14 protein-coding genes are annotated in these 14,569 nt (G+C 66.5%); 3 read left to right on the plus strand and 11 right to left on the minus strand.

The features are described from left to right. Positions 1 to 604, minus strand: a 604-nt coding sequence (locus NN2_RS04900; RefSeq protein ID WP_063010803.1) for a DUF8020 domain-containing protein, incomplete at its 3' end; no start/stop codon positions are given. A gap of 296 nt (positions 605 to 900) precedes the next feature. Between NN2_RS04900 and rfbB the strand changes: the two genes are divergently transcribed. After that, complete coding sequence (gene rfbB / locus NN2_RS04905; protein ID WP_063010805.1) at positions 901 to 1,902, plus strand: dTDP-glucose 4,6-dehydratase; 1,002 nt, start codon at positions 901 to 903, stop codon at positions 1,900 to 1,902. On the opposite strand, the gene NN2_RS04910 is transcribed toward rfbB, so the two are convergent. Beyond that, on the minus strand, positions 1,899 to 3,500 hold the full coding sequence (locus tag NN2_RS04910; RefSeq protein WP_082856745.1) for a DUF2142 domain-containing protein: 1,602 nt from the start codon (positions 3,498 to 3,500) through the stop codon (positions 1,899 to 1,901). The genes rfbB and NN2_RS04910 overlap by 4 nt on opposite strands. After that, complete coding sequence (locus NN2_RS04915; protein ID WP_063007002.1) at positions 3,500 to 4,465, minus strand: glycosyltransferase; 966 nt, start codon at positions 4,463 to 4,465, stop codon at positions 3,500 to 3,502. Before NN2_RS04915 ends, NN2_RS04910 begins: the two co-directional genes overlap by 1 nt. Positions 4,466 to 4,692: 227 nt before the next feature. Here NN2_RS04915 and NN2_RS04920 point away from each other — a divergent pair, with 227 nt between their 5' ends. Together NN2_RS04920 and NN2_RS04925 are read left to right on the plus strand one after the other, a co-directional pair. Then, the gene (locus NN2_RS04920) at positions 4,693 to 5,220 is read left to right on the plus strand and encodes a GtrA family protein (protein ID WP_063010840.1); all 528 of its coding nucleotides are present in this window, start codon (positions 4,693 to 4,695) and stop codon (positions 5,218 to 5,220) included. Positions 5,221 to 5,369: 149 nt separating this feature from the next. Beyond that, positions 5,370 to 7,265 (plus strand): glycosyltransferase, encoded by a 1,896-nt coding sequence (locus tag NN2_RS04925; RefSeq protein WP_063010807.1) that lies wholly within the window; start codon positions 5,370 to 5,372, stop codon positions 7,263 to 7,265. A gap of 53 nt (positions 7,266 to 7,318) precedes the next feature. Here NN2_RS04925 and NN2_RS04930 read toward each other — a convergent pair whose 3' ends face one another. From NN2_RS04930 to NN2_RS04965, 8 genes are all read right to left on the minus strand, one after another. After that, positions 7,319 to 7,762, minus strand: coding sequence for a hypothetical protein (locus NN2_RS04930; protein ID WP_063010809.1), 444 nt, complete (start codon positions 7,760 to 7,762; stop codon positions 7,319 to 7,321). A gap of 172 nt (positions 7,763 to 7,934) precedes the next feature. Continuing rightward, the gene (locus tag NN2_RS04935; RefSeq protein ID WP_063010811.1) at positions 7,935 to 8,783 is read right to left on the minus strand and encodes an SDR family oxidoreductase; all 849 of its coding nucleotides are present in this window, start codon (positions 8,781 to 8,783) and stop codon (positions 7,935 to 7,937) included. Between the two features lie 128 nt (positions 8,784 to 8,911). Next, entirely contained in the window at positions 8,912 to 9,988 is a 1,077-nt protein-coding gene (gene rsgA, locus NN2_RS04940; RefSeq protein WP_063010813.1) for a ribosome small subunit-dependent GTPase A, read from the minus strand. Between the two features lie 273 nt (positions 9,989 to 10,261). Continuing rightward, on the minus strand, positions 10,262 to 11,050 hold the full coding sequence (locus NN2_RS38405; RefSeq protein ID WP_245007133.1) for a polyadenylate binding domain-containing protein: 789 nt from the start codon (positions 11,048 to 11,050) through the stop codon (positions 10,262 to 10,264). A 32-nt stretch (positions 11,051 to 11,082) separates the two neighbouring features. After that, on the minus strand, positions 11,083 to 12,006 hold the full coding sequence (gene glfT1 / locus NN2_RS04950; RefSeq protein WP_063010842.1) for a galactofuranosyltransferase GlfT1: 924 nt from the start codon (positions 12,004 to 12,006) through the stop codon (positions 11,083 to 11,085). Positions 12,007 to 12,077: 71 nt separating this feature from the next. Continuing rightward, on the minus strand, positions 12,078 to 12,884 hold the full coding sequence (gene wzt / locus NN2_RS04955) for a galactan export ABC transporter ATP-binding subunit Wzt/RfbE (protein WP_036497055.1): 807 nt from the start codon (positions 12,882 to 12,884) through the stop codon (positions 12,078 to 12,080). Between the two features lie 8 nt (positions 12,885 to 12,892). Beyond that, on the minus strand, positions 12,893 to 13,717 hold the full coding sequence (gene wzm, locus NN2_RS04960) for a galactan export ABC transporter permease subunit Wzm/RfbD (protein ID WP_063010815.1): 825 nt from the start codon (positions 13,715 to 13,717) through the stop codon (positions 12,893 to 12,895). Positions 13,718 to 13,853: 136 nt separating this feature from the next. Beyond that, positions 13,854 to 14,447, minus strand: coding sequence for a bacterial proteasome activator family protein (locus NN2_RS04965; protein WP_063010844.1), 594 nt, complete (start codon positions 14,445 to 14,447; stop codon positions 13,854 to 13,856). Positions 14,448 to 14,569 lie beyond the last annotated feature (122 nt).

Below are 14,569 nucleotides of genomic sequence, written 5' to 3' on the forward strand. Positions count from 1 at the left end.
CGCCCAGGAAGCCGACGGCGGCGGCACCGGCGACACAGCCGCCGAGCGGGCCGAGGCCGAACAGGGTGGCCAGCGCACCGGTGGCGACGACACCGAGGGCGGCGCCGGCGATGCAGCCGATGACCGCGCCGCCGATACCACCGGCCAGCGTGCCGATGGTGGCACCGGTGGAGATGGTGTCCTTCAGGCGGTTGAACGCGGCGACCTCACGGTCGTAAGGGGTCTTGAAGGGGGCCGAGTCCTCGAAGGGGAGGGCGACCGGCTTGTAGACCGCGTGCGCCACGTCGTACTGGGGGGTCAGGGTGGCGGTGTTGCCGGAGATGTCGGCGGCGATCGGGAACTCGAAGTCGTCGACCCGGAAGTTCAGCGGGGTGCCGGCGAGCACGGCGCCGTTGGCGGCCTTGATCTTGAGCATGCCGTCTTCGTTGACGATCGAGCCACCGTCGGTCTTGATAACGGCTTTGTCGTTGTCGACGACGCTGGCCTTGTAGTAGACGCTTTCGGGCGCTGCGGGGGCGGCGGGGTCGGCGTTCGCGGTACCGGCCGCGACGCCGACGGCGGCGACCAGCATGGCGGCGGTCGCGGCGAATTTCCTCATCATCATTTTCTGCGGAACCTCGATACAGAGTGGTTCTGGGACATGAGAAATAGAAATCGACGTCAGCTAACGAGTGGTGAACCTGTTGTGTCCGTTCATTCAAATTCTGTTCACCATCGGGTTCTTGCCGATTGTCAGGTTGCGGAAACATGCAGTACGCGTGCGGTTTTCGGACACCACCTCCAATTAGAACAAAAGGGACATAAAGCATGTTCTGTGACGAAGGTCACACCGATGTGCGCGGCCGGTGTGACTCGGTGGTGATTCGGAGCGCGTATTCGCGCCCGCGTTAGGGTGGCATCGTGCGATTGCTCGTAACCGGCGGAGCCGGATTCATCGGCGCGAACTTCGTCCATCAAACCGTGGCGGATCGTCCGGACGTCCGCATCACCGTGCTCGACGCACTGACCTATGCCGGAAATCGCGCCTCGCTGGCGCCGATCGAGGACCGGATCGAGTTCGTGCACGGCGATATTGCCGATTCCGGTCTGGTGGACCGCCTGGTCTCCACAGCCGACGCGGTGGTGCATTTCGCGGCCGAATCGCACAACGACAATTCGCTGGCCCGGCCGCGGTCGTTCGTGCAGACCAATATCGTCGGCACGTTCACTCTGCTGGAGGCCGTGCGCAAATACGATGTGCGCTACCACCACATCTCGACCGACGAGGTCTACGGCGACCTCGAAGCCGACGATCCGGCGTTCACCGAAAACACCCCTTACCAACCGTCCAGCCCGTATTCGGCGACCAAGGCCTCCAGCGATCTGCTGGTCCGTGCGTGGGTGCGCTCGTTCGGGGTGCGGGCGACGATCTCCAACTGCAGCAACAACTACGGGCCGTATCAGCATGTGGAGAAATTCATCCCGCGCCAGATCACCAATCTGATCGACGGGGTGCGACCGCGCCTCTACGGTGCCGGACATCAGATCCGGGACTGGATTCACGTCACCGATCACAATCGCGCGGTGTGGGAGATTCTCGAGCGCGGACGCATCGGGCAGACCTATCTGATCGGCGCCGACGGTGAACTGGACAATCGGACCGTGGTGGAGTTGCTGCTCGCCGAATTCGGCCGGGACCCCGGCGATTTCGACCACGTCACCGATCGGCCCGGGCACGATCAGCGCTACGCCATCGATGCCACCCTGCTGCGCACCGAACTGGGCTGGCGGCCGCATTACGGCGATTTCCGGGCCGGACTGGCCGCGACCGTCGCCTGGTACCGCGACAACGAGGCGTGGTGGCGCCCGCAGAAGGAACACACCGAACGCGCGTACGCGGCGGCCGGCGAAAAGGTGCTCTAGCCCCAGATCAGGACGTTGTATTTGATCGCGGCCGCGGTCAGTGCCACCACGGTCGCGACCACCACCGTGATCGCCGGTCCACGTACCGGCGTCACGCCGCGGGAATCGCTCAGGCGCAACGGCATCCACCGCAGCAGCACCGCGAATCCGGCGATCGCCAGCGGCACGAAATAGCGCCCCTGCACGCCGTCGATCATCCAGTAACCCACGGGCGTGAAGGACATGTACAGCGTCACGTAGATCATCGCGACACTGGCCAGTACGGCGAGCGCGACGATCCAGGTGCGCCACCGGTTACCGGTCAGCCGATCCGCGATTCCGACGCTCACCGCCAATGCCAGCAGGCAGGCCAGGATCGACAGCGCGGGAACGTCCACATAGGCGAATCCGAGCTCGCCGAAGAATTGGGTGAACCATTTCTCGTCCCGGTACCAGATGCTGTCACCGAAAGTATTGGCGAAATGCACCGGATTCGAAAGAATTTCGTGCAGCTGATCGCCCGGACGCACCGAATGCCATTCGGCCGGCTTGCGCATCAGCCCCATACCGTCGCCGGTCGGCGCGGCGATCTTCATCCATACCGCGAACAGGATCGCGCCCAGCGCCGCGAAACACCACGGCAGCCAGCGCAGCACCTTCCCGAACCCGTACTGCCGGGCGGGAATCAGCACCACCAGCATGGCGAGGATGACGTAGGTCGGCTTGCTCAGCGGCAGCGCCAGCGTCGCCGCCAATGCCGCCGCCACCTCCGGCTTCGTCAGCCGGGTGTCGAGGAAGACGCCCTTCACCACCAGGCACGACACCAGGACGGCCAGGGCGTTGGTGACGGTGTCGGCGGTGACCGTACCCGCCTGGAACAGGGCGATCGGCAGCACCGCGACCGTGAAGGCCAGCCACTGGATCCGGAACGCCCGTAGCGCCCGCAGCGCGAATGCCACGATCACCAGATAGGCGAGCAATCCGGCCAGCCGGGTGAGCAGCACCGTATCGCCGACATCGAGCCCGACGGCCTGCGCCAGCCGAATGCCCACGGCCGCGGGCACATACGGCAGCGGGGAGTAGGCGGCGGTGTTGGTGAACCACATCTGCTTGGTCGCGGTCGTGGTCACCGGCGCGGAACCCAGCCGGTCGTAGGCGGTTTCGTCGGCGGCGAGCGGGGCCGGCTCGGTCGGGTGACGGTTGTAGTCGGTGAAGGCGTAGCCCATCAGCCCGTCGATACTCAACGGAATCTGGCCGCCGTAGGAGACGCCGCGGTCGTCGGTGATCCGTTCGGGGGTGAACCCGCCGTGCGCCACCTGATACGCGCGGCCGAACTGCGTGATCTCGTCATGTCCCCAGAACGGCGGCGTGATGGTCGCGAACACGATGCCGAAGACGCCGGCCACCAGGACGAACACGGCCGCGGCCGGTCCGAGGTGGCGTGCGACGGGGGACCAGGCGCGCCGGAGCGGACCGGCGGGCCGTCGCTCCTCGTCGGCCCGGCTGCTTCCGCGGCTCACCTCGTCGCGCGTCGGCTGCTCGGTATCGGGTTCACCGGTCACCTCGCCGGGGCCGGAGGACTGCCTGTCAGAGGCCTCCTTGTCGGCCTGGGTCGTCATCAGTGTGCCTGCCGGACCTGCTCGGGCGTTTCGACGCCGACGGCCGAATACCGCAGGTACATGAGGCGGGCGGCCTCGTGCCGGGACCGGCGGATGCCGTCGAGGATCAGACCGGCGGTCCACGCCAGGCTGCCCAGCAGCAGCAGCGTGAAGCCGAGGAACAGCGTCGGGAACCGCGGCACCTGGTGGATTTCGTAGAACTGGATCACGATCGGCACGATCAGAATGATCGAGATCAGCCAGGCCAGCGTCCCGAACAGCCCGTAGAACGCGACCGGGCGTTCGTGCCGGGCCAGGCCGAAGATCAGGCCCAGGATCTTGAATCCGTCGTGGTAGGTGCGCAGCTTGGATTCACTGCCCTCCGGCCGATCGCGGAATCCCACCCGCACCGAGGTCTGCGGCACCCGCAGATGCAGCGAATGCACGGTCAATTCGGTTTCGATCTCGAATTCGCGCGACACCGCGGGGAAACTCTTCACGAAGCGACGCGAGAACACCCGGTAGCCGGAGAGCATATCTTCGACGTTCTCGCCGAACACCTTGCCGACCACGCCGTTGAGCACGCGGTTACCGGCTTCGTGGCCCGCGCGGTACGCCTGCGTGCCCTCGTCCTCTTTCCGCACGCCGAGGACGTGGTCGTAGGGGCCGGACAGCAGCGCCTCGATCATCTTCGGAGCGGCGAAGGCGTCGTAGGTGTCGTCGCCGTCGATCATCAGGTAGACATCGGCCTCGATATCGGCGAACGCGCGCCGGACCACGTTGCCCTTGCCCTTGACGGTCTCGGTGCGCACGATCGCGCCCGCCTCGCGGGCACGTTCGGCGGTGGCGTCCGTGCTGCGGTTGTCGTAGACGTAGACGTCGATGCCCGGCACGGCAGCCTTGAGGTCCGTGACGACCTTGGCGACCGCAGCCTCCTCGTTGTGGCAGGGCACGACTGCGGCGATGCGAAGCTCGGTGGGGTTCACCCCGTCAATCCCTCATTTGATCGGCCGATGAAATACGGAACACCGGGAGGGTACAGGCCGACGCCCGACCCGCGCCCGCTAACCCTCACTGTGTCGGCTGCGGGCCGGTGTGCCCGCCCCGACCTCGCGCCCTGTGCCTCCGCTGTGAGCCGCCCGAACACACCCCGACGAGCCGCACTCCGACCTGCGTCACGCGGTGGGGAACCCGGGTGCGGTACCGTCGCCGGGTGGCCAGCAGTGAGACGGCGACCGAACCGGTCGATCGAACCGGCGATAGCTTGCGACACAAGGTCGTCACCGCCTTGCGGCAGGGATCGGCCTTTCTGGTGGTCGGCGCGATCGGCTTTCTCGTCGACGCCGGAACCTACAACGTGCTGGTCTTCTGGGGCGGCGACGGCGTTCTGAATCAGGCGCCGCTGCTCGCCAAGATCATCTCGATTCTGGTGGCCACGGTGGTCACGTATTTCGGCAACAAATGGTGGACTTTCGCGCACAAGCAAGGCGGCAGTCCCGCTCGCGAATATCTGCTGTACACCGTTTTCAATGTGGTTGCCATCGGATTGCAGCTCGGGTGCCTCGGATTCTCCCGATATGTGTTGCACCTGTCCTCCCCGCTGGCGGACAACATCTCCGGCACCCTGATCGGCCAGATCGTGGCGGTGGTTTTCCGCTACTGGGCCTACGACACTTTCGTCTTCGCCGAGTCCCGCTCGGATCGGGATTTGCGGGACACCCGCACCCGGTCGGGCCGGTGATCGTGCTTCGCAATTGTCGATCACCGGCCCTCCGGTCGAACTCCGCGACATGAGACGGACATAATGGGTATCGCTCGCACCGAGCCCGCACTTGACCGCGCCCGCGCCGTATTCGGCGCCATCGGACACTGTTTACGAGGGATTCCACCATGGATCAGTCGGCTGGCCAGGCCGTGACCGCAACCGAGAACGCTCCGCGGATCGCCGAGCCCGCACCCGGCGCCCTGCGGACCGAGCACCGCGCCCCCGACCGCCTGGTTCTGGCCCGCGGCATCTTCACCGGCCCGGCGCCCAAGATCAGCGACGAACTGTATGCGGTGGTCAAGGGCAAATCGCATCGCGAACGGCTGTCGCTGCGGCTGGAAAAGGGCGCGCACGCCCACACCAACACCTATTTCGGCCGGTTCGCGGCCAGCTACTGGCAGCGCTGGACGACGGTGACCGAGGTCGAGGTCTCGATGCGGGTCGCGGTCGGCGACCGGGCCCGGATCCGGCTGGCCGCCTCCGATATCGCCGGGCACCGGCGCATCATCGACTCCGCGGACGTGGATTCCGACGGGACGGTCACCCTGCGGGCCCCGCTGGACCAGTACGTGGACGGCGGTGCGCTGTGGGTCGAATTCGATGCTGTCGGAGGCGAACTCGCGATCGGTGAGCTCACCTGGACCGCCGCCGCTCCGGACCGGGTCCGCCCGGTCGCGATCGCGATCTGCACCTTCAACCGGGCCGAGGACTGCGCGCACACGGTCGCCGCACTCGCCTCCGATCCGGAAGTGCTGGCCGCCATCGACGCGGTGTACGTGGTCGACCAGGGCACCGACCTGGTCTCGGACCGGGAGCTGTTCCAGCAGACGCAGCCGCTCTTCGGTGACAAACTGCGCTACATCCGGCAGCCGAATCTCGGCGGTGCGGGCGGATTCACCCGCGGGCTGTACGAGGTGTCGGCGGCGAACGAGCACGCCGACGTCATCCTGATGGACGACGACATCCTCTGCGAGCCCGAAACGGTGTTGCGGCTCAACGCCTTTGCCAATCTCACGGTGGAGCCGACGCTGGTCGGCGCGCAGATGTTGTTCCTGCTGAACCCCGACTATCTCAACGTCGGCGCCGAGGAGGTGCACCTGAACGAGCTGCGGCACGGTCAGAAGGTGCCCAAGGCGTTGCGCAACACCAGCATGCTCAAGCGCAATCAGGAGCGCCGCGTCGACGCCGGCTACAACGCCTGGTGGACCTGCCTGATCCCGGCCGAGGTGGTGGCCCGGATCGGACTGCCGCTGCCGATCTTCTTCCAGTGGGACGACGTCGAATACGGCGTCCGCGCCCGCGAGGCGGGATTCGTGACCGTGACGCTGCCGAATGCGGCGGTCTGGCACGCGGACTTCTACTGGAAGGATTTCGACGACTGGGCACGCTACTTCAGCATGCGCAATTCGCTCATCGTCAGCTCCATGCACACCGATCTCGATCCGAAGGCGGTGACCCGCAAGCTGTTCCGTGAGATCGCCGAATACCTGGTGGGTATGCAGTACGGCCTCGCGCACACCACGCTGCAGGGCATCGAGGACTTCCTGCAGGGCCCGAAGATCTTGCGCGACGGCGGAATTCAGGCTTTGGCCACCGCTCGCACCAGCCGCGCCGACTACGGCGAGACCAAGAAGCACGCGGCCGCGACCGCACCGGTCCGGCAGTCGGATGTCCAGCTCCGCCGCGCGGGCGGTGAACCGAGCCGTCCGCTGCTGGTGCTGGTCAAGCGCGCGATCCAGCAGTGGACCGGGCGTACCCAGCACGGCGTCGTGGCCGTCACCCGCGAGGATGCGCACTGGTGGCACCTGGCGCTGTTCGACCACGTCGTGGTCACCGACGCCTCCCAGTCCGGCGTGCGAATCCGGCAGCGCGACAAGGAGAAAGCGCGCGCCCTGCTGCTGCGCACCCTCCGAGTCCTGCGCCGGCTGCGCCGCGAACTTCCGGAGCTGAGCCGGCAGTACCGGGCGGCCGCGCCGGAACTGACCAGCCGCGAGAACTGGGAACGGCTGTACGGCATCTGATTCGCGTGCCCGCCCGGTACGTCACCGGGCGGGCCTCGGCGAATTCGCCGCGTTCAGCGGCCGAACGAGCCCGTCGGAGGCGGCGGTGGATTGTTGTCGACCACTGCGCCGAGATATCGGTACGAGGTCGGGTAGGTCGGCTCCGGAGGGTCCGGGACGAACCGCATCGGCGGCTGGTTCCAGGTGCCGTCGGGTTGCACTTCGGGCGGCGGGGTCTCCCAGTGGCCGGGGCCGCTCACCAGCGGGCATCCGTCGTTGATGCGGGCGTCGCCGTGCGGCGGCACCCACGCCGTGCCCCGGGCGGTGCCACCCATACCCGAGCACACCACCTCGGCATCCACCCGGTAGGTGTCGTCGTTGTCGTTGTGACAGCCGGCCCGGTCGCAGAACACACCGGGTGAGACCTCGACGGCCGATGCTCCGGCCGCGCCCCCGATCAGCGTGCTCGCGGCAACGGCCGATACGACCGCGACGCCGAAAATCCAGCGGTACCCCATCGCGAATCAACTCCCCTCGATATCGCTGCCGGGAACTCTACCCTGCACGGCCGAAAACCGTTGTGGCATTTTCGCACTCCTGTCGACAGCCCGACCCGAGCACCAACCTATCGGCGTCGGATCGGGCTGTCGGTAGTGGCAACACCACCGTGTTCGCGGAGTGCGGACCGGCTTACAGGAACAGGTCCGTGGTCAGCGGGCCGTCACCGGGGACTACGCGGTACTTGTCCAGATCGGTGATGCCGTGCGCGTTCAGCACCTCGTCGTCGATGAAGAAGTTGCCGGTGGTGTCCTTGGCGGGAGAGGTGAGGACCAGGTACGCGGCGTCGGCGTAGATGTCGGGGGTGCGGGAGGTCTGGACCATTTCCTCACCGCCGAGCAGGTTGCGGACCGCGGCGGTGGCGATCGTCGTGCGCGGCCACAGCGAGTTGACACCGATGCCGTACTTGCGCAGTTCCTCGGCCAAACCCAAAGTGGTGAGCGACATTCCGTACTTGGCGATGGTGTAACCCAGCGAGCTGCCCGCCCACTTCGGGTCCAGGTTCAGCGGCGGCGACAGGGTGAGAATGTGCGGGTTGCGGCCGGCCTCGGCGGATTCCCGCAATGCGGGGATGCTGGTCTTCGACAGCAGGAAACTGCCGCGGCAGTTGATGTCCTGCATCAGGTCGTACTTCTTCATCGACAGCGTTTCGGTCGGCGACAGATCGATCGCCGAGGCGTTGTTGACGACGATATCGATGCCGCCGAACCGCTCCACGGTCTGGCGCACGGCTTCGGCAACGCCCTCGTCGTCGCGCACATCGCCGACGAACTTGTGGACCCGACCGCCCGCGGCCTCGAGCTCCTCGGCCGCGGTGTGGATCGTGCCCGGCAGTTTCGGATGCGGCTGGTCGGTCTTGGCGATCAGCGTGATGTTCGCACCGTCGGCGGCGGCCCGCTTGGCGATCTCCAGGCCGATGCCGCGGCTACCACCCGACATGATCATGGTGCGGCCGGCCAGTGGCTTACCAGCTTCGGTCATATCCCTGCTCCCATCTGTGCGATCACCCCGGTCTCCATGATCGGCGATCCGAAGGAGCCGGGGTGCTGAACTACCCGATTCGCACAGTAGGGCACCGAGCGAGGCTATGCAACCAGTTGCATAGCCGGTCAGCGCCGATGGCGACGAGGATCACGTTCCTTGTACATTCGCCGCTGCGATTTGCTGATGTCGCGCCACACCCGCTCTCGTTCGGCTCGCAACCGCGCATCGCTGCGAGCGGCGAGCCGGTCGTTCTCACGCTGCAGTTTGCGGTAACTGTCCAGTCGTCGCTGCGGCAGCTCGCCGGTTTCGAGGGCCGCGAGAATCGCGCATCCGGGTTCGGTGCGGTGTTCGCAGTCGGAGAATCGGCATTGCGCTGCCAGTGATTCGATATCGGTGAAGGTCCGGGCCAGACCCTGTTCGGCATCCCAGAGCCCGATCGCCCGGAGCCCCGGCGTGTCGATCAGAGTTCCGCCGCCGGGAATCGGCCGCAACTCGCGATGGACCGTGGTGTGCCGCCCGCGCTTGTCCGAGGCGCGAACCCCGTCCGTCGCGAAGACTTCCTCGCCCAGCAGCGCATTCGCCAGGGTCGACTTGCCGGCGCCGGACGATCCGATCAGCGCGACCGTTCCGGCCGCCACCGCACGCAGCACATCCATACCGGCGCCGGTCGTTGCCGAGACGGCCAGCACCGCCGCATCCGGCGCGGCGGCACGCACCTCGGACAGGGAAATATCCGGCGACAGATCGCATTTCGTCAGCACCACCAGCGGCTGCGCGCCGGACTCCCAGACCAGGGCCAGCATCCGCTCGATGCGACCCAGGTCGATCTCACCGTCGGCGGCGACACAGATCGCGACGGTATCCACATTGGTGGCAAGCACCTGCGCGTCGGAACGTCCGGATACCGTCGCGCGCTGCAGAATCGTGCGGCGCGGCAACAACTTTCGTACCGTGAACGCCGGGCCGGCGGTCGATTCGGCCGGTGCGACGGCGACCCAGTCACCGGTACACAGGCCGTTGATGTTGGTATCCGCCCGCGGACAGTCGGCGCGCGCGAGCCCGTCGGGCATCGCGACATCGCATTCACTGCGATCCATCCGGATCACGCGGGCCGGGACCCAGCCGGTATCGAGCAGTCCTGTGTACGCGGCGGAGAGGTCGGCGGTCCAGCCGTAAGGAATGAGACGGTCGTAATCGACCATGAGGGGAGATATCCTTCGTCGGGCACCGAGCCCGCGAAGGGCTCAGTGCATGGGGAGAAGAGTGGAAATACGTGCGGCGGAGCGCTTCTCGGTCCGATACCGGGCTCCGGCCGCGACAATCCGACTGTCGACGTTCACGTATTCCACCTCCTCGACCCTCTCGTGTCTCGCTACTCGGTTCGGTCGCGTGCGCGACCGGATGTACAAACGATGACAGCCCGCCGCGCGGGCCGCAACGTATTTTCCGGGCCTACGTCTTCCCGGGCTGCGCGATCAGAGCGAGCAGGCGATCAGCAACTGCAGCAGGATGAACACCCCGACCACGCCGAGGCTGATGTAGGACACGATCGCACCCGGCGCGGCCTGCGGCACCGGCCCGATCGCACCGTTGATGAAGGCGATCGCGGGCGATTTGTAATACACGTGGGTGCTGTGGCCCTCGGCGACCGGCACGGTCGTCTCGGCCGGTCCCATATCCCACAGCCACTTGGTCGCCACTCGCACGTGATGCTGCCCGGGACCGACCGGAATGTGGGTTTCTCCCCACTTCGCCATCGGCACCTCCATGCCGTTGACGATGATCTTCGGGCCGGTCAGCGCGAGCAGGAATCCCAGCGGGAAGTACGAGGCGTCGACGACGATGCCCTGCGGTCCGGGCTGCGGCTGGAACTGCGCCGCCGGGCCGTAGGGTCCGTATTGTCCTTGCGGCGCAACGGGATTGGGCGCGCCGTAGGGCGCCGGCCCGCCGTTGAACTGCTGCTGACCGGGATACGGTTGCGCCCCGTACGGATTCGCCGGCGGCTGACCGTAGGGCTGCGGCGGAGCCGGGGGAGCGCCCCACCCCGGCGCCTGATGCGGCTGGGACACGTTGTGCGGCTGGGGAATATGTGGCTGCGAGCCTGCGTGCGGCTGCGGATATCCCGGTGCGGCAACGGCTCCGCTACCGCCGTGCGGCGGCGGCGCGCCGTAGGGGCCGTTCGGCTGCGGCGGGGGATACGGCTGTGCACCGTTCGGTTGGAATGGTTGCCCATAGGGTGGCTGCCCACCGTAGGGGTTGCTCACAGCCGTTACCTCCTCATGCGAAAAGCACTGATCTAACCGGGTTTATGGAACTGCTCGCGTCGCCCCAGACGCCGCAGTCGCAACCATTCTCGCAGACCGGCCGGATCTTTTTGCTGTACGAGGAAGAACCAGGAGAACCGCGCCCATTCCTGGGGTAGCAGTTTCCGCATCCCGGGCTGTGCCATCAAATAGCCACGGTTGCGGTAGGTGAAATAGCGTTTGACCGGATCGTCCGGATATTGAGTGTGCATGCGGCCGCCGAGAATCGGCTTGAATTCCGCCGACCCGTTCGGGTGCAGATACGCCGTCTGCAAACAGGTTCCGAACGGCAGGCCCGAGCGCACCAGCCGCCGGTGCACCTCCACCTCGTCGCCGCGCACGAACAGCCGCAGATCCGGCACGCCGATCACCTCGAGCGCCTCGGCGGAGATCAGGGCGCCGTTGAACAGCGACGCGATACCGGGCAGGAAGTCCTCGTCACCGAGTTCGGACCGCAGCCGCCGCCACACCACGCCGCGGCGCAGCGGAAACGCCAGCCGATCCGGATCGTCGATATCGGCGACCACCGGCGAGACCTCCGAAAGGCCGTGGCGCTCGGCGCAATCGAGCAACTTCTCGAGCACGTCCGGGCCCTCGGGGCGGCCGTCGTCGTCGGCCAGCCACACCCAGTCCGCGCCCATGGTCAGCGCGTGCAGCATGCCGAGGGCGAAGCCGCCCGCACCACCCAGGTTGTGTTCGGAACCCAGATAGGTGGATTCGATCGGCTGTTCTTCCACCAGCTCGCCGACCTCGGGCTCGTTGCCGTTGTCGATGACGATCAGATGGTCGATCGGGCGGGTCTGCGCGGCGAGCACTTTCAGCGATTCGCTCAGCAGTTCCCGGCGTTTGTGGGTCACGACCACCGCGATGATCCGGGCCACTCCGCTGTCCGCGGACGAGGCCGCCTGATCACTCATGTCCATATCCTTGTTCTCCGGGACATGCCCCCACCGCCCTCGACCGCCCATGTCCGGGTCTGCGGCGGAGGTCATGCGGGATTGCGTTCGAGTTCGAGCTCACGCAGGATCTGCTTCACGTGATCGCCCGCCTCGGGGCCCTCGTACGCGCGGACCACATCCTCGATATCACCCTGCATGCGCAGCGTGCCGTGGTCGATCCACATTGCGGTATCGCACAATTGGGCCAGGAATTCGTTGGAATGACTGCAGAACACCAGGATTCCGGAGCGCGCCACCAGATCGCGCAGCCGGTTGCGGGCCTTCTTCATGAATTCCGCGTCGACCGCGCCGATACCTTCGTCCAGCAGCAGGATCTCCGGATCGATCGAGGTCACCACGCCCATCGCCAGCCGCACCCGCATACCCGTGGAATAGGTGCGCAGCGGCATGTTCAGGTATTCACCGAGTTCGGTGAAGTCGGCGATCTCGTCGACCTTGGCGAGCATCTGCTTGCGGGTCTGACCGAGGAACAGCCCGCGGATGATGATGTTCTCGTAGCCGGAGATCTCCGGATCCATACCGACGCCGAGGTCGAACACCGGCGCCACCCGGCCACGCACGCGCGCAGTGCCGCGGGTGGGCTCGTAGATTCCCGAGAGCAGCCGCAGCAGCGTCGACTTCCCGGCGCCGTTGTGGCCCACCAGGCCGACCCGGTCACCCTCCTTCAGCGACAGCGTGATGTCGCGCAGGGCCTCGACCACGACCACATCGGACTGATTGCGCCCGATGGATCCGCCGGCCTTGCCCAGGAACGCCTTCTTCAGCGACCGTGACTTGGCGTCGAAGATGGGAAACTCCACCCACGCCTGGTGGGTTTCGATGCTTACTCCGGTCATAACGTCCTCTACACCCAGTACGGCACGCGGGAACGGTATTGCTTCAACGCCAGGATCGCCACCGCCCAGCCGACCACGGTGATCACACCGACGACCAGCCACGACCGCACCTGCACCGGATCGCCGAGCAGGGGTGCGCGCACGATCTCGAGATAGTGGTAGGTCGGCACCAGCTCGACCAGCTTGGCCCGCTCGCTCACCGCCCCGCCCTGGTCGTGCAGCGACTTCGTGGTCCACATGACCGGAGTCAGCACGAACAGCATCAGAGTCATGCTGCCCAGAATCGGGGCGATGTCGCGGTAGCGGGTGGAGAAGATGCCGAAGACGATCGACACCCACGCCGAATTCAGGAACACCAGCGCGATCGCCGGAATCGCCAGCAGCACGGACCAGTCCAGATGTTCCCAGACGCCGAAGGCCACCAGCATGACCAGATAGATCACGATGTTGTGGGCGAAGAACAGGAACTGCCGCCACACCAGCCGATAGACGTGCACGCTCAGCGCCGAGGGCAGCTGTTTGATCAGCCCCTCGTTGGCGATGAACACGTCCGAGCCCTCGAGGATGCTGGCGTTGATCACGTTCCAGACGATCAGGCCGACGGTGACATACGGCAGATACGTCCACAGGTCCTGATTCAGGATCGCCGCGTAGAGGACACCCATCGCGGCCGCCTGCACGCCGGTGGCGATGGTGATCCAGAACGGGCCGATCACCGATCGCCGGTAGCGCTGCTTGATGTCCTGCCAACCCAGCTGTAGCCACAGCTCACGCTGAGTGAACCCCTCGCGGAGGTCTCTGAAGGCCCGCGGGAATGTTTGCGCATCCGACATCAGGGGCACCGTGGCGTCGGCCGGGCGTTCGGCTGTGGCCGAATCGGCAGGGGCAGCTGCTGGCACAGTGCACGACTGTAGCGCAGAGCCGATCCCCGCCGGTGGGGGCACGAGCCTATCCGATGATCAGCGGTGTTCAGAGGTACTGACCGCCTCCGGTGACCGATCCACCCTGTCCGCCCTCGCGCGGGATGTGCGCACCCGGCGGCAGAGCGTGACGCATCTGCTCGAGCTGTGCGCGGGCCGCCATCTGCTGAGCGAACAGCGCGGTCTGAATACCGTGGAACAGACCCTCCAGCCAGCCGACCAGCTGGGCCTGGGCGATTCGCAGTTCCGCGTCGGACGGCACGGACTCCTCGCTGAACGGCAGCGCGAGCCGCTCGAGTTCGTCGCGCAGCTCGGGGGAGAGACCCTGCTCGAGCTCGTGCACCGAGGTCGTGTGGATCTCTTTGAGCCGGTTGCGGCTGGCATCGTCCAGCGGAGCCGCGCGTACCTCCTCGAGCAGCTGCTTGATCATGGTGCCGATCCGCATCACCTTCGCGGGCTGCTCGACCATATCGGCGAGCGACTCCTCGCCGCCGGTCTGCGCACCCTCGGCGGCGGTCTCGCCCTCGCCGACCACCTGCCCGGCGAACGGCGCCTCACCCTGGGCGCCGGCCGGAATGACCAGCGGCCGCCCCTCGGGTCCGATCACCACGATGGAATCCGGTGCTCCGTCCGATTGCGTCATGGCATCCATGATGTCTGCTTCCCGCGCCGAGCGCTAAGTGAACGACGCATCGCCCGGTGGGGGCCCGGTGCCGGAACGGGGTATGCGGTCCGATTTCGGGCGGAAGTATTCTGTTGCGGTTC

It is taken from the genome of Nocardia nova NBRC 15556, from assembly GCF_001613005.1.
GTDB lineage: Bacteria > Actinomycetota > Actinomycetes > Mycobacteriales > Mycobacteriaceae > Nocardia > Nocardia nova.

Excerpts from the sequence above, each read along its gene's own strand:
- NN2_RS04910 (WP_082856745.1), bottom strand. The coding sequence starts at position 3,500 with ATGACGACCCAGGCCGACAAGGAGGCCTCTGACAGGCAGTCCTCCGGC.
- NN2_RS04925 (WP_063010807.1), top strand. The coding sequence starts at position 5,370 with ATGGATCAGTCGGCTGGCCAGGCCGTGACCGCAACCGAGAACGCTCCG.
- NN2_RS04930 (WP_063010809.1), bottom strand. The coding sequence starts at position 7,762 with ATGGGGTACCGCTGGATTTTCGGCGTCGCGGTCGTATCGGCCGTTGCC.
- NN2_RS04935 (WP_063010811.1), bottom strand. The coding sequence starts at position 8,783 with ATGACCGAAGCTGGTAAGCCACTGGCCGGCCGCACCATGATCATGTCG.
- rsgA (WP_063010813.1), bottom strand. The coding sequence starts at position 9,988 with ATGGTCGATTACGACCGTCTCATTCCTTACGGCTGGACCGCCGACCTC.
- glfT1 (WP_063010842.1), bottom strand. The coding sequence starts at position 12,006 with ATGAGTGATCAGGCGGCCTCGTCCGCGGACAGCGGAGTGGCCCGGATC.
- wzt (WP_036497055.1), bottom strand. The coding sequence starts at position 12,884 with ATGACCGGAGTAAGCATCGAAACCCACCAGGCGTGGGTGGAGTTTCCC.
- wzm (WP_063010815.1), bottom strand. The coding sequence starts at position 13,717 with ATGTCGGATGCGCAAACATTCCCGCGGGCCTTCAGAGACCTCCGCGAG.
- NN2_RS04965 (WP_063010844.1), bottom strand. The coding sequence starts at position 14,447 with ATGACGCAATCGGACGGAGCACCGGATTCCATCGTGGTGATCGGACCC.